Genomic DNA, 16,171 nt, shown 5'->3' on the forward strand with positions numbered 1-16,171 from the left:
ACGCCTCGTTCATCGTCGCGTACCCACTATTCACGGTGGCAAGGATTAGTGGTGGGATGTCGCTTTGGTACAAGCACACGAAAGGACATCTGTGACTGATACAGATACCGGCGCACAGCGTAATCTCGCTGCCATGCGTCTTCCCGAGCTGCGCAAGATCGCTGCCGAGATGGGCCTGAAGGGGACCTCGGCGCTGCGCAAGGGTGACCTCATTGCGGCCATTAATGGCGCTGGCGCCGCCAAGAGCGCGCCGAAGTCCGACAAGGCCAGCAAGGCCGAGAAAGTAGAACAGGCTGAGATCACCGCAGATTCAGCTGCCACGGATGTCGCGGAGAAGCCGACTTCCGCACGCAAGACCACTCGCCGTGCCACGAAGGCTGCAACCGCCTCGGCGCAGACTGAAACGGCACAGGAGTCCGCTCCTGCTGCTGAAGACAAGCCGGCCACCACGCGCCGCCGTCGCGCAACTAAGGCTTCCGGCGCGGCCACCGCCACCGCCACCGCCGCAGTCGACAACGCCCAGGGTGAGTCCACAGGCATGGGTGCCGAGACCACTGTCGAGACCCAGGCTGTGGTGCAGGCTGATGCAAACACTGAGGCGCGCACCGAAGCCGCCGAAGCCCCCACCGCCGGCCGTCGCCGTCGCGCCGTGCGCCACGACAGCAAGGAACTTGCCGCGGGTGCCGAGCATGCCACAGCAGGAGCCACCGAGCATGCCGCAGCCAATGATGCACAGGTGAGCGCTGAAGGCGCAGCAGAGGGCGAGGGGACTGCCGCCGGTGTGGATGAGCAGCACTTCGAGTCCCGCTCCGCTGCACGTCGCGCCCGCCGCAACCGTGCTCGTCGTGAGCAGCGCGAAGGACGTGAGCAGCGTTCGCGCCGTGGCAACGAGGACCAGGACACAGCCCCAGCCCACGAGTCGGCCGCCGCATCCGAGGCCTCCGCGCCAACGGGCGTCGATAAGCAAACTGGGGAGGCAACGGACAACGCCGCTGGTGCAGACCAGGTCGAGCGCGGTGAGCGCAGTGACCGCGGCGAGCGCGCAGAACGCAATAGCCGTGAGGACCGCAATGAGCGCGGGGACCGCAACGAGCGCAATGAACGAAATGAACGCGGCGAGCGAGGCGAGCGCGGGGACCGAAACGAACGCAACAACCGCGAGGACCGCAACAACCGCCGAAACCGCCGGAACCGCCGTGGTCGTGACCGCGATGGACAGGGGGACAACTACAACGAGCCGCGTGAAGACGAGGTGCTGCAAAACATCGCGGGCATCGTGGACGTGGTAGATAACAACGTGGCCTTTGTGCGCACCACCGGCTACCACGCAGGCCCTGCCGATGTGTACGTCAGCTCCCAGATGCTGCGCCGTTTTGGCCTGCGTCCAGGCGATGCCATCACCGGACAGGTGCGCATGCAGGGCGAGCAGCACAGCTCTGGCCGCGGACGCAATCGCCAGAAGTACAACCCGCTGGTGCGTGTGGAGTCCGTCAACGGCATGACCGTGGAAGAAGCCAAGGCGCGCCCCGAGTTCGCCAAGCTGACCCCGCTGTACCCGAACCAGCGCCTGCACCTGGAGACGGATCCGAAGATCTTGACCACGCGCGTCATCGACCTCATCATGCCCATCGGCAAGGGTCAGCGCGCGCTGATCGTCTCCCCGCCGAAGGCCGGTAAGACCACGATCCTGCAAAACATCGCCAACGCGATCGCCACCAATAACCCTGAGTGCTACCTCATGGTCGTGCTTGTCGATGAGCGCCCCGAAGAGGTCACCGACATGCAGCGCAGCGTCAAGGGCGAGGTCATCGCCTCCACCTTCGACCGCCCGCCGGCAGAGCACACCGCCGTGGCAGAACTTGCCATCGAGCGCGCCAAGCGCCTGGTGGAGCAGGGCCAGGACGTGGTTATCCTCCTGGACTCTATCACCCGCCTGGGCCGTGCCTACAACAACTCCTCCCCGGCATCCGGACGCATCCTGTCCGGTGGTGTGGACTCCAACGCCCTCTACCCACCCAAGCGCTTCTTGGGTGCTGCCCGCAACATCGAAAACGGCGGCTCGCTCACGATCATCGCCACTGCGATGGTCGAAACCGGCTCGGCCGGTGACACCGTCATCTTCGAGGAGTTCAAGGGCACCGGCAACGCCGAGCTCAAGCTGGATCGCAAGATTGCTGAGCGTCGCGTGTTCCCGGCGGTGGATGTCAACCCGTCGGGCACCCGTAAGGACGAGCTGCTGCTGCCGCCGGATGAGGCAAAGATCATGCACAAGCTGCGTCGCATCCTCTCTGCGCTTGACCCGCAGCAGGCCATCGACCTGCTCATCAAGCAGCTGAAGAAGACCAAGTCCAACGGCGAGTTCCTCATGCAGATCGCATCGTCTGCTCCGATGGCCGGCCTGTCCGAGGAGGACTAATGGCAGGGGCAACAAACCAGGTTTCCGCCGTCGACGACATCGTTTCCGAATATCAGGGCATCGAGATGCAGATGGCCGATCCGGAGACGATGGGGGATCAGACGCTTTTCCGCAAGCTGTCGAAGCGCTACTCGGAACTCCAGCCGATCATCAACGTCAATAACGCGCTGGTGCAGGCCCGCGAGGATCTCGAGGTTGCCCGCGAGATGGCCCATGAAGACCACGATTTCCAGGCCGAGGTCACCCGCCTCGAGCAGGAGGTCGTGGACAACGAGGAAAAACTGGCCGACCTGTTGGCGCCGCGCGATCCGCATGACGGCGACGACATCGTCATGGAGGTCAAGGCCGGTGCAGGCGGCGAGGAGGCCGCGCTGTTTGCCGGCGAGCTGGTGCGCATGTACCAGCGCTACGCCGACAAGCACGGCTTTTCCACCGAGGTCCTCGACGTCTCCGAGTCCGATCTCGGCGGTGTCAAGGACATGACCTTGTCGATTCGCTCGAAGCAGCCGTCGCGTGACGGAGCCTGGAGCGTGTTCAAGTTCGAGGGCGGTGTCCACCGCGTGCAGCGCGTCCCGGTGACCGAGTCCCAGGGGCGCATCCAAACCTCGGCCGCCGGCGTGCTGGTCTACCCCGAGCCGGACGAGGTCGGCGAGGTGGAGATCGATGACAAGGACCTGCGCATCGATGTCTACCGTTCCTCCGGCAAGGGCGGCCAGGGTGTGAACACGACCGACTCAGCCGTGCGCATCACCCACCTGCCCACCGGCATCGTGGTGACCTGTCAGAAGGAACGCTCACAGATCCAGAACAAGGCGCGCGCCATGCAGGTGCTCGCCGCCCGCCTCCAGGCTCTCGCCGAGGAGGCCGCGGATGCCGAGGCCGCCGAGGGGCGCGCCGCACAGATCCGTACCCTGGATCGCTCCGAGCGCATCCGCACCTACAACTTCCCGGAAAACCGCATCACCGATCACCGCATCGGATTCAAGGCCAACAACCTTGACTCCGTCCTCGGCGGCGACCTCGATGATCTGTTCACCGCGCTGCGCGCCGCCGAGCGTGCCGAGCGCCTGGAAGCTGAATAATCCGCCCGCGCGACACGGACGTCAAAGAAAACGAAGGGGCCTTGCCTGTGGCGAGGTCCCTTCGATGTATTCCTTCCTCAAGCAGAACAGTAGGAGAAAGCAGGAAAGCAGGAGCCCATGAACCCCCTCGACCGGACCGAAGTAACCGTCCACCAGGCATTGTTGGAGGCTACCGCCACGCTTGAGCAGGCCGGAGTGGATACCCCTGCGGTCGATGCCCGGGCGCTGGTGGCGCATGTCTTGGGCATCGAGCCGCTGGAAGTGGGGCTGCGACGCCGGGACGTGCTCGCCGCCCCCGATTACGATCGCCTCGTACATCTGGTTGCTTCCCGACGCCTTCGGCATCCACTCCAACACCTCATCGGCACTGCCTGGTTCGGCCCGCTCGAACTCAAGGTGGGCCCAGGGGTATTCATTCCGCGCCCGGAAACTGAAGTACTAGCCGACTGGGCTGCGCGGCGTCTGCGCAATGCTCGCAACCCCAAGGTACTGGATCTGTGTACCGGTTCCGGTGCCCTAGCCGGCTATCTCGCCCACGAGCTGCCCCAGGCTCAGGTTAGTGCGGTAGAACTTTCCGAGCAGGCCTATTCCTATGCGCAGCTCAATATCGGACAACACGTGCGCTTGGTGCGCGCCGACGCTGTGGATCCCGCCCTTTTCTACGGCGAGCTCTTCGACGCGGTGGTCTCCAATCCGCCATACGTCCCGGAGACACCTGATCTTGCGCCGGAGGTGTACTTCGACCCCCACGAGGCCGTATTCTCCGGCGCCGATGGCATGGAATTCATAAGGAAGCTGGTGCCCCAGATGGCCCGGCTGGCGGCACCGGGCGCAATCATCGGTATCGAACACGATGACTCCACCAGCCAGCAGGTCCACCACCTGGTTGCTGAAAGCGGCTATTTCGACGACGTCGCGGTCCTTGTGGACCTCACCGGAAGGGCTCGCTTCGTGACCGCAACCCGCAACGCGCGCGACTATGAAGTCAATAAACCAAAGGATCAATAGGTCTTTCAACCCACAGGCCGCATCCCGGCCGATGCCCAGAGGCTCTCAGTGGGCATTCGTGTACGAGATAGACGCATCCACAGACGGCGCCCCGGGACACGTGCCCTAAAAGGGTGCCGGTTTACTCCTTGCGAATGAGACTAGTGACCTGTAATCGAGCAGCCGGCATGGGAATTGTGGCGGCCGGGTAGGCGTCGGCAAGCTCGGGCAAATGCAGACCCACCGCGAGCTTGGCGGGCGGTGAGGGGTAGAATGCTTGGGAGTGTGTGGCGCTGCTGCGTCGCGTTCAAACCCCGCCAAGGTTGCGGCAACGTGGGTAGAAGACGGTGCTGAACGTGAGAATAGGCGGGCGGGGGAAGTGAAAGCTACTAGGGAAGAGACGATGAGCAGAATCTACAACTGTGCCGATGCCGATACTCGAGCAACCGCCATCACCGCTGCGGTGAGTGCGGTTAAATCCGGGCGCCTCGTCGTACTGCCGACGGACACTCTTTATGGCCTTGGCTGCGATGCCTTCGATAATGAAGCCGTGGCAAAGCTGTTGGCCACCAAGCACCGTGGGCCCGACATGCCGGTGCCCGTGCTCGTGGGAAGCTGGGATACAGCCCGCGGGCTCGTGGCCAACTATACCGACCAGATGCGCACGCTGATCGAGGCATTCTGGCCAGGCGGGCTGTCGCTGGTGGTACCACAGGCGCCAAGCCTGCCGTGGAATCTCGGCGACACCCGTGGCACCGTCATGCTGCGTATGCCCTTGCACCCAGTTGCCATCGAGCTCCTACGCGAGACCGGCCCGATGGCCGTGTCCAGCGCCAACATCTCCGGTCAGGCGCCTGCAACGACCGCCCAGGCAGCCAAGGAACAACTGGGGGCAGCGGTCAACGTCTATCTCGATGGCGGTGAAACTCCAGTGGGTGTTGCCTCCACGATCATTGACCTTTCGGGCAACACCCCGAAGATTCTTCGTGAGGGCGCCATCAGTGCCGAGCGCGTGGCAGAGGTGCTCGAGCTGGATGTAGAGGCAATCCGCTAAATGGGAACCGGCGTAGCGGGCGTGCCGATGCGAGAACTGGCCTTGGTCATACTCGTCGCGGCGGCTTTTACGTACCTGCTCACCGGAATCGTCCGGCACTACATGGTCAAGACGGGACGGGTGGGGGAGATTCGCGAACGCGACGCCCACACCCAACCCAAGCCGCGCCTAGGCGGTATCGCCATGTTCGCCGGGTTTCTCGCGGCGATTTTCCTCGCCAATCAATTGCCGGCGCTGACCCGAGGCTTTCAGCCGATCACCCCGGAGATGTCCGCCGTGGTATCGGGCGCAGTGGTCATTGTGGTGGTCGGTGTGATCGATGATCTGTGGGATCTCGATGCGCTCACCAAGCTTATCGGCCAGATTCTCGGGGCCGCCGTGATGAGCTTCATGGGGCTTACCTGGACCTTGCTGTATGTTCCCTTCGGGGATGGCACGACATTATTGCTGGATCAAACGGTGTCCACTATTGTCACAGTGATTTTTACCGTCACCGTGATTAATGCGATCAACTTCGTCGACGGCCTCGACGGTTTGGCCGCGGGCCTCGGTATGATCGCCGCGGCCTCCATCCTCATCTTTTCGATGACGGTGCTCCATGATCAAGGCGGAATGGTCTCGGCCTATCCACCGGCCATCATCGCTGCGGCCCTAGTGGGTATGTGCGCCGGATTTCTCCCGCACAATTTCGAGCCCGCTCGCATTTTTATGGGGGACTCAGGGGCAATGCTGATCGGCTTTTTGTTGGCGGCGGCGTCGACCTCGGCCAGTGGCAAGATCAACATGTCCTTGTATGGAACCGCCGACATGGTGGCACTCTTGTCGCCCATTATCGTCGTGGCCGCTGCGATCTCCGTGCCCATGCTCGACCTTGTCATGGCGGTGGTGCGCCGCGTGAGCAAGGGGCAATCGCCTTTCGCCGCCGACAAGATGCACCTGCATCACCGACTACTTTCTTTGGGGCACACGCACCGCCGCGTGGCCTTGGTGCTATACCTATGGGTCTCGGCCGTGGCCTTCGGCGCGGTGGCCTTCTCGGTGGTGCCGGCCAAGGTAGCCGTCGCAGGCACGGTCGTGGCCTTTATTCTCGCGGCACTTGCCACCCGGGGTCCCGCCAGGCGTGCGCGGGCGCAATCGGGGGCGCACAAGTCAACTGTGATAGAACAGGCCCCGCCCGAATAACGATAGCCGTGGATAGGAGTAGTACCATGCGCTTGCTGAAATTTGTTGCGTAGCTTCGGCGCGGGCGCCGTGGGGGAAGAGACTTCGCGCCACGAACATCGGCACGGTAGTATGTCCCCTCGTGAACGAAGAAACCACCGCGGACAACACCTCAGGAAACATGGCAGTACAATCCACGGCCACGCCGGCCTCGGAATATGACGACCACCGCCGTCCATTGCAGCGTGCCTTGCGCATTGGCTCCATGTCGCTAGTTGTGATCACCATTGTTTCCCTGGCCGCCTGGGGCGCCGCCCGCGACCTGCCCGGAATTTGGGGAGTACTCATCGGCGCGGCCATCGGCGGAGGGTTTGTTTTGCTGACCGCCCTCAGTGTGTTGCTGACATCGAATACGAGCGTCTCTACAACCGGTGCGGTTGTCCTTGGGGGATGGTTGGTCAAGATCGTGGTCTTGATTATTATCCTAGTACTCATTAGGAACCTAGAGTTTTATGATCACGTGGCGTTCTTTGTTACTGTCGTGCTCGCACTGGTGGCCACACTCGCCGCCGAAGTGTGGGCCGTAATCACGAGTAAGGTCACCTACATTGGGTAGAATCCGGGGGTAAGGCATCGACCCTAGGATTTAACACGTACAAGCCGGGCTTCCCTGTTTGAGGGGAGCCCGGCTTGGCTTCTATTAATCGCGGAATTGTGTTTTTTTATGTCTGGATGTTTCTGTGAGCTGGCATAAGTGAAAACAATCACTGTGTGCGCGTTGCGAAATATTGGGGATCCTGCAAACATTTCACGGGGTCAAACGGTGGGGAAAGGTGGGGAACTAGGGTGTTGATTTTTGAAATGTAACGGGAATAAGGGGGTAAAATTGGGGGTATTTTGTCATGCCTCATTGGTTTGTGACAGAGCTTACAAATCTCCGTTTTCCCCGCTAGATGGGCATACTTCGAAGTGGAAAGTTGCGAGTGGGATTAGCCCTGTTTAGCCGGACAGATTTTCCCAAAATGGACTGATAATCTAAGCAACGGGTTGGCTGAGATGGGACTCGTGTGAGCGAGTCTTGTTTCGTGCTCTAGGTCCCCTGCGATCGCCGTGCTGATGTGCGACGGAATCCACGGTCTTCGCAGAGAGTTTTTAGACGTCCATCGCACCGCTAAGTCTCCGAAAGAGTCTTACGGCCCGAACACGGGAGAGAACGCTGAGCGTTACAACACTGTCCATGAAGGGTGAATTCCACTCACCTTCACTGGGACACGAATTTTTCCCGGAGCCCTTGTGGTTCGCCGATGTGGCGAACGGCTGGTTCACAATCGACCGTCTGATGTTCGTCCGTCTCTTGATGGCACTGGTCCTGATCATCTTCTTTGCAGTGGCAATGCGCAGCCCGAAGCTCATTCCTTCCGGCCTGCAAAATGCTGCAGAGTACCTTCTGGACTTCGTCCGAATCCACATTGCAGAAGACATCCTGGGCAAGAAGGAAGGCAAGCGATTCCTGCCGGTTATCGCCACCATCTTCTTCGTCGTGCTGTTCTGCAACTTGCCTTCGGTCATTCCATTCCTGAACATTTCGCCTAACGCACGCATTGGTATGCCTTTGGTGCTGGCACTGTTCGGATACATTGCCTTCATCTACGCAGGTGCAAAGCAAAGTGGAGGCTTCTTCAAGTTTCTGAAGTCCTCGGTGGTTATCCCTAACCTGCCGCCAGCACTTCACATTCTTGTGGTTCCACTGGAGTTCCTCTCCACCTTCATTCTGCGGCCGGCCACGCTGACTATCCGTCTCATGGCCAACATGCTCGCAGGTCACCTGATTCTGGTTTTGCTCTTCTCTGCTACTAACTTCTTCTTCTGGCAGATGAGCGGCTGGACCGCACTTTCTGCAGTGACTCTGGTCGCCGCAGTTGCGTTCACTCTGTTCGAAATGTTGGTCATCTTCCTGCAGGCGTACATCTTCGCCCTGCTGTCGGCCGTCTACATCGAACTGTCGCTGCACGCAGACGAACACTGACACCCCGCATCCCCACGGATCACAAGTCTCTACAACTTTTCAAATCTATAAAGCCCACGAAGGTCGTGGGCATCTAGAAAGGGAACGACACTCTCATGAACGAAGTCATCCTGGCTCAGGACGCTGCTGGCATCACCGGCTCCATCGCAACCGTTGGCTACGGCCTTGCAACCATCGGCCCAGGCCTGGGCATCGGCATCCTCGTTGGTAAGGCTCTCGAGGGCATGGCACGCCAGCCTGAGATGGCTGGCCAGCTGCGTACCACCATGTTCCTGGGTATCGCCTTCGTTGAGGCCCTGGCCCTCATCGGCCTGGTTGCAGGCTTCATTCTTTAATTTCCAACGACTACGAAAGTTCGAGACCCATGACCAACGTCATTAACGTTTTGGCAGCTGGAGGTGAAGAGGCCCTGCCGCTGGAGGACCAGCCGTCGGTGCTTCTGCCCGCTGCTTATGACATCACCTGGTCGCTCGTCGTGCTCGTTGTCATTGGAATTCTCTTCTGGAAGCTCGTTCTTCCGAAGTTCCAGGAAGTCCTTTCCGAGCGTGAGGACCGCATCAAGGGTGGCATCCAGCGCGCCGAAGCCGCACAGGCCGAGGCCAAGGCTGCCCTTGAGAAGTACAATGCTCAGCTCGCTGAGGCTCGCGCCGAGGCAGCCGAAATCCGCGAAGAGGCCCGCGCTAAGGGCAAGCAGATCGAGGCTGAGCTGAAGGCAAAGGCAACCGAGGAGAGCAACCGCATCATCGAGTCCGGTGAGAAGCAGCTGGCCGCTCAGCGTGAGCAGGTCGTCGCTGAGCTTCGCCGCGAGATGGGCCAGAACTCCATCAACCTGGCTGAGCGCCTGCTCGGAGACCAGCTCTCCGACGATGTCAAGCGCTCCGGCACCATTGATAAGTTCCTGGCTGACCTCGACACCGTCACTCCCGCAGGAAAGTAGGCACCATGCACGCAGCAAGCCGCGACGCACTAGCGAATGTTTCGACTCAGCTTGATACCGCGCTATCAGCGAGCGACAACGCAGTAGCCGTAGCTGCACAGACCGGCACTGAGCTCTTCGATGTTGTAGACGTCCTCGATGGCGACCGCCAGCTGCGCGTCGCTGTTGCCGATGCCTCCGCATCTGCTGATCAGCGCGCTGGTCTGGTGTCTGCTGTGTTTGCCAACAAGGTGTCCCAGTCCACGCTGGAGGTCTTGATCTCCGCTGCACGCCTGGTGTGGTCCACCCCGCGCGAATTCCGCGCAGGCTTGGTCCAGCTTGGCCGTCGTGCCCTGTTGCGCTCTGCCGAGAAGCAGGGCCAGCTCGCACAGGTTGAAGATGAGCTTTTCCGCTTGTCCCGCATCCTGGAGCGCGAGTCTGGTCTTACTTTGCTCCTCGACGATCGCTCGGCCGACGCAAACCGCAAGCGTGAACTGCTGGCAAAGGTGCTCTACGGCAAGGTCACCTCTGTGACCGAGGCCTTGGCACTCCAGGTCATCGGACGTCGCGAAAGCAACGCGATTGACGACATCAACTCTCTTTCCAAGGAGGCCGCTGCATTGCAGGGGCGCGAGGTTGCAAACGTTGTGTCTGCAGCACCGCTAAATGATGGGCAGAATCAGGCACTGGCACAAAAGCTAGAGCGTATTTATGGTCGTGCGATGAACATCCACGCTGAGGTTGATCCCAGCCTCCTCGGTGGACTGATCATCCGTGTTGGCGACGAAGTGATCGACGGATCGACCTCGGGCAAACTCGAGCGTCTCCGCGCAAACCTCGCCTAACGCGACAACAAAAGTTAAAGAATAGAAATTGCTGGAAGAAACAACCGAGAGCAGGAAGAACATGGCGGAGCTTACGATCTCCTCCGATGAGATCCGTAGCGCGATTGCGAACTACACCTCGAGCTACTCCGCGGAGGCCTCCCGTGAGGAGGTCGGCGTGGTCATTTCGGCGGCTGACGGTATTGCCCAGGTATCTGGACTGCCATCAGTCATGGCGAATGAGCTCCTTGAGTTCCCAGGTGGCGTTATTGGCGTCGCACAGAACCTTGACACCGACCGCGTCGGCGTCGTGGTTTTGGGTAACTACGAGTCCCTCAAGGAGGGCGACGAAGTCAAGCGGACCGGTGAGGTCCTCTCCATTCCGGTCGGAGATAAGTTCCTCGGCCGCGTTATCAACCCACTGGGCCAGCCGATTGACGGCCTGGGGGCAATCGAGGCAGAGGAAAACCGCGTCCTCGAGCTGCAGGCACCATCCGTGCTGCAGCGTCAGCCAGTCGAGGAGCCGATGCAGACCGGCATCAAGGCTATCGACGCAATGACCCCAATCGGTCGCGGTCAGCGTCAGCTGATCATTGGTGACCGCAAGACCGGCAAGACTGCCGTCTGTATCGACACCATCCTTAACCAGAAGGCTAACTGGGAGTCCGGCGACAAGAAGAAGCAGGTTCGCTGCATCTACGTCGCTATCGGTCAGAAGGGCTCGACCATCGCAGCCGTTCGTAAGACCCTCGAGGAGCACGGCGCTCTCGAGTACACCACCATCGTCGCAGCTCCTGCATCCGACTCCGCAGGCTTCAAGTGGCTTGCTCCTTTCGCCGGTGCAGCCCTGGGTCAGCACTGGATGTACCAGGGCGACCACGTGCTGGTGATCTACGATGATCTGACCAAGCAGGCTGAGGCCTACCGCGCTATCTCCCTGCTGCTGCGTCGTCCGCCGGGACGCGAGGCTTACCCAGGTGACGTCTTCTACCTCCACTCCCGTTTGCTGGAGCGTGCTGCAAAGCTTTCCGACGACATGGGTGCAGGCTCCCTGACCGCTCTGCCGATCATTGAGACCAAGGCTAACGACGTCTCCGCCTTCATTCCGACCAACGTCATCTCCATTACCGATGGCCAGGTATTCCTCGAGTCCGACCTCTTCAACAAGGGTGTTCGCCCGGCTATTAACGTCGGTGTGTCCGTCTCCCGTGTTGGTGGTGCCGCTCAGACCAAGGGTATGAAGAAGGTTTCTGGCTCCCTGCGTCTGGACCTGGCTTCCTACCGCGACTTGGAGGCGTTTGCCGCCTTCGCGTCCGATCTGGATGCCGCTTCCAAGGCACAGCTCGAGCGTGGCGCTCGCCTCGTTGAGCTGCTGAAGCAGGCCGAGAACTCTCCGCAGTCCGTTGAGCACCAGATCATCTCCATCTGGCTTGCCGGCGAAGGCCACTTCGACTCCGTTCCCGTCGAAGACATCCGTCGCTTCGAGGCAGAGCTCATCGAGACCCTGCGCTCCAACAACCCTGAGGTCTTTGAGCAGATCGCCGGCGGAACCCCGCTGTCCGAGGAGTCTCAGGCCACCTTGGTTGCCGCTACCGAAAACTTCAAGCGTGGTTTCCAGACCACCGATGGCACCCCAGTCATCAATGAGCCTGAGGTTGAGGCGCTGGCAGCCGAAGAGGTTAAGAAGAACCAGCTGAAGGTCAAGAAGTAAAGCCAATTAGCTTTACTCGTACCACCATCAAAAGGAAAAGAAGGGAGGCGAAAGATCCATGGCAAATCTTCGCGAATTGCGCGACCGCATCAAATCGGTCAACTCAACCAAGAAGATCACCAAGGCCCAAGAGCTGATTGCGACGTCTCGCATCACCAAGGCCCAGGCCCGGGTCGAGGCTGCACAGCCTTACGCCACCGAGATCCATAACGTGATGGAGCGTCTGGCCTCAGCTAGTTCCCTGGATCACCCGATGCTCCGCGAGCGTGAGGGCGCCAAGCGCGCCGCCTTGCTCGTGGTCACGAGTGACCGAGGCATGGCCGGTGGTTACAACTACAACGTCTTCAAGAAGGCTGCCGAGCTGCAGAAGCTTCTTGAGGAATCCGGCTATGAGGTTGTCCGCTACGTCACTGGTAATAAGGGCGTGGCCTACTACAAGTTCCGTGGCGAAGAGGTCGCGGGATCGTGGACTGGCTTCTCCCAGGATCCGACGTGGACTGAAACCCATGACGTTCGTCGTCACTTGATTGACGGCTTCAACGCCAGCTCCGACGGCACTGCAAAGTGGCGTAATGGACTCAATGTTGAGGAGGGCACTGAGGTTCAGGGCTTCGACCAGGTACACGTTGTGTACACCGAGTTCGAGTCCATGCTGACCCAGACCCCTCGTGCTTTCCAATTGCTCCCGATCGAGCCGGTGATCGAAAACATCGAGATCGAGCAGGGCAAGGATATCCTCGACAAGTCCGGTGACCCTGAGCCGGATGTGGAGTTCGAACCGGACGCTGACACCCTGCTGGCAGCATTGCTCCCGCAGTACGTGTCGCGTTCCCTGTACTCCATGTTCCTCGAGGCGTCGGCTTCTGAGTCGGCATCGCGTCGAAATGCGATGAAGTCTGCAACTGATAACGCCACCGCACTCGTGAAGGATCTTTCACGTGTTGCTAACCAGGCACGTCAGGCACAGATTACCCAGGAAATCACAGAGATCGTCGGTGGCGCTGGCGCGCTCGCCGAAAGCGCAGAAAGTGACTAGATTATGACCACAGCTCTTGAAGAGCAGAACACGCAGGCCGGCACCGCTGGTCGCGTTGTGCGCGTCATCGGTCCGGTCGTCGACGTGGAGTTTCCGCGCGGCGAGCTGCCGGCACTGTTTAACGCGCTGACTGTCGAGGTCACCCTCGAGGCAGTCGCAAAGACCATCACGCTTGAGGTCGCCCAGCACTTGGGTGACAACCTCGTGCGTGCCGTTTCGATGGCACCGACCGACGGCCTCGTCCGCGGTGCTGTTGTTACCAACACTGGCAAGCCAATCTCCGTCCCAGTTGGCGATGTTGTCAAGGGCCACGTCTTCAACGCCCTCGGTGACTGCCTAGACGAGCCAGGCCTTGGCCGCGACGGTGAGCAGTGGGGCATCCACCGCGATCCGCCACCATTCGACCAGCTCGAGGGTAAGACCGAGATCCTGGAGACCGGCATCAAGGTTATCGACCTGCTGACCCCTTACGTGAAGGGTGGCAAGATCGGCCTGTTCGGTGGCGCTGGTGTGGGTAAGACCGTGCTTATCCAGGAGATGATCACCCGTATCGCGCGTGAGTTCTCCGGTACCTCCGTCTTCGCAGGTGTTGGCGAGCGTACCCGTGAGGGTACGGACCTCTTCCTGGAAATGGAAGAGATGGGCGTGCTGCAGGACACCGCCCTGGTGTTCGGCCAGATGGACGAGCCGCCAGGAGTTCGTATGCGTGTGGCTCTGTCCGGCCTGACCATGGCGGAGTACTTCCGCGATGTTCAGCACCAGGACGTGCTGTTGTTCATCGACAACATCTTCCGTTTCACCCAGGCCGGTTCTGAGGTTTCGACCCTGCTGGGTCGTATGCCTTCCGCCGTGGGTTACCAGCCGACCCTGGCTGACGAGATGGGTGTTCTCCAGGAGCGCATTACCTCCACCAAGGGTAAGTCGATTACCTCGCTGCAGGCCGTTTACGTCCCTGCTGACGACTACACCGACCCGGCTCCGGCTACCACCTTCGCCCACCTGGACGCCACTACAGAGCTTGACCGTGGTATCGCTTCCAAGGGTATCTACCCTGCAGTGAACCCGCTGACCTCTACTTCTCGTATCCTCGAGCCTGGCATCGTCGGCGAGCGTCACTACAACGTGGCGCAGCGCGTGATCAACATTCTGCAGAAGAACAAGGAACTCCAGGACATCATCGCCATCCTCGGTATGGACGAGCTGTCTGAAGAGGACAAGATCACCGTTCAGCGCGCACGTCGTCTGGAGCGCTTCCTGGGCCAGAACTTCTTCGTCGCAGAGAAGTTCACCGGTATCCCAGGCTCCTACGTGCCGCTGTCCCACACCATCGACGCTTTCGAGCGCATCTGCAACGGCGACTTCGACCACTACCCAGAGCAGGCCTTCAACGGCCTGGGTGGCTTGGACGATGTCGAGGCTGCTTACAAGAAGTTGACCGGAAAGTAGGGGAGGCACGAGCATGGCTGACATCACCGTAGAACTCGTCTCCGTAGATCGCATGCTGTGGACCGGACAGGCCAGCATTGTCACTGCGCAGACCACCGAAGGTGAGATCGGCGTGCTGCCCGGCCACGAGCCGATGCTCGGCCAGTTGGTCGACAACGGTGTCGTGACCATCTGTCCGATCGGCGACGACAAGCTGGTCGCCGCTGTCCAGGGTGGCTTCCTCTCCGTCTCTAAGGAGAAGGTCTCCATCCTTGCAGAGTATGCAGTCTGGTCGACCGAGGTTAATACCTCCGAGGCCGAGGCTTCCTTGCAGGCAGATGATGAAGTGTCGAAGGCACGTGCCGAGGCTGAGCTGAAGGCCGTGCGTCGTAGCGCGGAGAAGTAATCCCACGATCGCTTTTCCACGGTAGCTACTGCACAATTTCAGTCGACAAAGCGCCACTTGATCCAAGTGATCGAGTGGCGCTTTCGCCATTGTGAAGGTAGAGACGAAACAACATCCTCCCCGCCAAAGTGCCCCCATGTGCTCACAAAACCCCGCTTGATGGGGAAAAACTTGCGCTTTTTTGCGGAAGCCTTTGTTCGGACAACAACGGCAGTGCGGTGTTTTTCTTAGTTCTGGCTTGGCGAGTAGTATCTTTAATCATTAAGCACAGGTTTTCCCTTGCTTGATCGGAGTTGGGGAAACTGCCTTTTACTTGGTTACTTGATCTGTCACTTTGGCGAAAAGGACGTTGTTTACGGTGGAGTACGTTTTCATTACTTGCGGCGTCGTCATCGCGCTCGCCATCGTCTTGGCAGCTTGGCGCTTCTTTACTCTCAGGTCCAACGGCACCCCTGTCATCTTGCGCCGTCTACCCGCCGAGGGTGGCCATGGTTGGCGCCACGGGGTGTTTCGCTATCATGGGGACGAGATTAAGTACTACATGCTTCGTTCGCTTGCGCCTACCGCGGACGTTGTGTTTAACCGTACCCAGGTAAGTATTCGGGGCCCACGTGAGCTTACGGCTCATGAGGGCTCTTTTTTGTCGGCTCAGCGCGCCTTGCGTTTTGACTACAAGGACGTCCATTACGAGATGGTGTGTAGCGCGCACGCGGAGATGGCGTTTACCGCCTGGGTGGAAGCCGCCCCGGATTCCCGCATGGCTCGACTAGACCCAAAGGAATTGCGCCGTCGCATGCGCAATGACAAAAACTAACTGCTAACAAGGCTCATCCGACCTCATTTGCATGGCATGAGAAACTGACGGTATGTGAGGGTATGGCCACCGATTCCCGGACATGGTGATCTGGCAATTCATAAGTAGGACGTTGCGCCGCTGTACCTGTTTCCGGGGTCGGCCGATTTCTTTTTGCTTATTCAACGATTCTGACGCGTTCTTGCCTGATGCGGACGTAACGTGAGCACTAGGCGCCTGGCATCGAGGCGCGCTCGCCTTTGGGATGTGCGGCCTGTCACGGATACACACATAGCGGGGTGGGGTCGAGGCCTCTATTGTGGCCGTGGTGAGT

Annotated in this window: 15 protein-coding genes; all 15 read left to right on the top strand. The window is 60.1% G+C overall.

Annotation, left to right across the window (positions count from 1 at the left end; all coding sequences use genetic code 11):
- Nucleotides 1-133 precede the first annotated feature (133 nt).
- The 15 genes from rho to PAB09_RS05795 all read left to right on the top strand — a co-directional run bounded on the left by rho (nucleotide 134) and on the right by PAB09_RS05795 (nucleotide 15,858).
- On the top strand, nucleotides 134-2,416 hold the full coding sequence (gene rho / locus PAB09_RS05725; RefSeq protein ID WP_442873740.1) for a transcription termination factor Rho: 2,283 nt from the start codon (nucleotides 134-136) through the stop codon (nucleotides 2,414-2,416).
- Nucleotides 2,416-3,498, top strand: coding sequence for a peptide chain release factor 1 (gene prfA, locus PAB09_RS05730; protein WP_271035058.1), 1,083 nt, complete (start codon nucleotides 2,416-2,418; stop codon nucleotides 3,496-3,498). Before rho ends, prfA begins: the two co-directional genes overlap by 1 nt.
- Before the next feature lie 117 nt (nucleotides 3,499-3,615).
- Nucleotides 3,616-4,506 (top strand): peptide chain release factor N(5)-glutamine methyltransferase, encoded by an 891-nt coding sequence (gene prmC, locus PAB09_RS05735; RefSeq protein ID WP_271035059.1) that lies wholly within the window; start codon nucleotides 3,616-3,618, stop codon nucleotides 4,504-4,506.
- Between the two features lie 382 nt (nucleotides 4,507-4,888).
- Entirely contained in the window at nucleotides 4,889-5,539 is a 651-nt protein-coding gene (locus PAB09_RS05740) for an L-threonylcarbamoyladenylate synthase (protein WP_271035060.1), read from the top strand.
- Nucleotides 5,540-6,721 carry an MraY family glycosyltransferase gene (locus PAB09_RS05745; protein WP_271035061.1) on the top strand — a complete coding sequence of 394 codons (1,182 nt, stop codon included), beginning with the start codon at nucleotides 5,540-5,542 and terminating at the stop codon, nucleotides 6,719-6,721.
- 160 nt (nucleotides 6,722-6,881) lie between these two features.
- Complete coding sequence (locus PAB09_RS05750) at nucleotides 6,882-7,316, top strand: hypothetical protein (RefSeq protein WP_271035287.1); 435 nt, start codon at nucleotides 6,882-6,884, stop codon at nucleotides 7,314-7,316.
- A gap of 621 nt (nucleotides 7,317-7,937) precedes the next feature.
- A complete protein-coding gene (gene atpB, locus PAB09_RS05755) occupies nucleotides 7,938-8,726 on the top strand; it encodes a F0F1 ATP synthase subunit A (protein WP_271035062.1) in 789 nt (262 codons plus the stop codon).
- Between the two features lie 95 nt (nucleotides 8,727-8,821).
- Complete coding sequence (locus PAB09_RS05760) at nucleotides 8,822-9,061, top strand: ATP synthase F0 subunit C (protein ID WP_271035063.1); 240 nt, start codon at nucleotides 8,822-8,824, stop codon at nucleotides 9,059-9,061.
- Nucleotides 9,062-9,090: 29 nt separating this feature from the next.
- Complete coding sequence (locus PAB09_RS05765) at nucleotides 9,091-9,663, top strand: F0F1 ATP synthase subunit B (RefSeq protein ID WP_271035064.1); 573 nt, start codon at nucleotides 9,091-9,093, stop codon at nucleotides 9,661-9,663.
- A 5-nt stretch (nucleotides 9,664-9,668) separates the two neighbouring features.
- A complete protein-coding gene (locus tag PAB09_RS05770) occupies nucleotides 9,669-10,487 on the top strand; it encodes a F0F1 ATP synthase subunit delta (RefSeq protein WP_271035065.1) in 819 nt (272 codons plus the stop codon).
- A 61-nt stretch (nucleotides 10,488-10,548) separates the two neighbouring features.
- Nucleotides 10,549-12,177 carry a F0F1 ATP synthase subunit alpha gene (gene atpA / locus PAB09_RS05775; protein ID WP_271035066.1) on the top strand — a complete coding sequence of 543 codons (1,629 nt, stop codon included), beginning with the start codon at nucleotides 10,549-10,551 and terminating at the stop codon, nucleotides 12,175-12,177.
- A 58-nt stretch (nucleotides 12,178-12,235) separates the two neighbouring features.
- A complete protein-coding gene (locus PAB09_RS05780; protein ID WP_271035067.1) occupies nucleotides 12,236-13,213 on the top strand; it encodes a F0F1 ATP synthase subunit gamma in 978 nt (325 codons plus the stop codon).
- Between the two features lie 3 nt (nucleotides 13,214-13,216).
- The gene (gene atpD / locus PAB09_RS05785; RefSeq protein WP_271035068.1) at nucleotides 13,217-14,659 is read left to right on the top strand and encodes a F0F1 ATP synthase subunit beta; all 1,443 of its coding nucleotides are present in this window, start codon (nucleotides 13,217-13,219) and stop codon (nucleotides 14,657-14,659) included.
- Between the two features lie 13 nt (nucleotides 14,660-14,672).
- Nucleotides 14,673-15,044, top strand: coding sequence for a F0F1 ATP synthase subunit epsilon (locus PAB09_RS05790; RefSeq protein ID WP_271035069.1), 372 nt, complete (start codon nucleotides 14,673-14,675; stop codon nucleotides 15,042-15,044).
- 358 nt (nucleotides 15,045-15,402) lie between these two features.
- Nucleotides 15,403-15,858, top strand: a complete 456-nt coding sequence (locus tag PAB09_RS05795; RefSeq protein ID WP_271035070.1) for a DUF2550 domain-containing protein — start codon at nucleotides 15,403-15,405, stop codon at nucleotides 15,856-15,858.
- Nucleotides 15,859-16,171 lie beyond the last annotated feature (313 nt).

Origin of the sequence: Corynebacterium sp. SCR221107 (genome assembly GCF_027886475.1) — a bacterium.
Lineage (GTDB): Bacteria > Actinomycetota > Actinomycetes > Mycobacteriales > Mycobacteriaceae > Corynebacterium.

Bases quoted from the DNA above. Each gene is read 5' to 3' on its own strand.
- rho (WP_442873740.1), top strand. From the start codon at position 134: ATGCGTCTTCCCGAGCTGCGCAAGATCGCTGCCGAGATGGGCCTGAAG.
- prfA (WP_271035058.1), top strand. From the start codon at position 2,416: ATGGCAGGGGCAACAAACCAGGTTTCCGCCGTCGACGACATCGTTTCC.
- prmC (WP_271035059.1), top strand. From the start codon at position 3,616: ATGAACCCCCTCGACCGGACCGAAGTAACCGTCCACCAGGCATTGTTG.
- PAB09_RS05740 (WP_271035060.1), top strand. From the start codon at position 4,889: ATGAGCAGAATCTACAACTGTGCCGATGCCGATACTCGAGCAACCGCC.
- PAB09_RS05745 (WP_271035061.1), top strand. From the start codon at position 5,540: ATGGGAACCGGCGTAGCGGGCGTGCCGATGCGAGAACTGGCCTTGGTC.
- PAB09_RS05750 (WP_271035287.1), top strand. From the start codon at position 6,882: ATGGCAGTACAATCCACGGCCACGCCGGCCTCGGAATATGACGACCAC.
- atpB (WP_271035062.1), top strand. From the start codon at position 7,938: ATGAAGGGTGAATTCCACTCACCTTCACTGGGACACGAATTTTTCCCG.
- PAB09_RS05760 (WP_271035063.1), top strand. From the start codon at position 8,822: ATGAACGAAGTCATCCTGGCTCAGGACGCTGCTGGCATCACCGGCTCC.
- PAB09_RS05765 (WP_271035064.1), top strand. From the start codon at position 9,091: ATGACCAACGTCATTAACGTTTTGGCAGCTGGAGGTGAAGAGGCCCTG.
- PAB09_RS05770 (WP_271035065.1), top strand. From the start codon at position 9,669: ATGCACGCAGCAAGCCGCGACGCACTAGCGAATGTTTCGACTCAGCTT.
- atpA (WP_271035066.1), top strand. From the start codon at position 10,549: ATGGCGGAGCTTACGATCTCCTCCGATGAGATCCGTAGCGCGATTGCG.
- PAB09_RS05780 (WP_271035067.1), top strand. From the start codon at position 12,236: ATGGCAAATCTTCGCGAATTGCGCGACCGCATCAAATCGGTCAACTCA.
- atpD (WP_271035068.1), top strand. From the start codon at position 13,217: ATGACCACAGCTCTTGAAGAGCAGAACACGCAGGCCGGCACCGCTGGT.
- PAB09_RS05790 (WP_271035069.1), top strand. From the start codon at position 14,673: ATGGCTGACATCACCGTAGAACTCGTCTCCGTAGATCGCATGCTGTGG.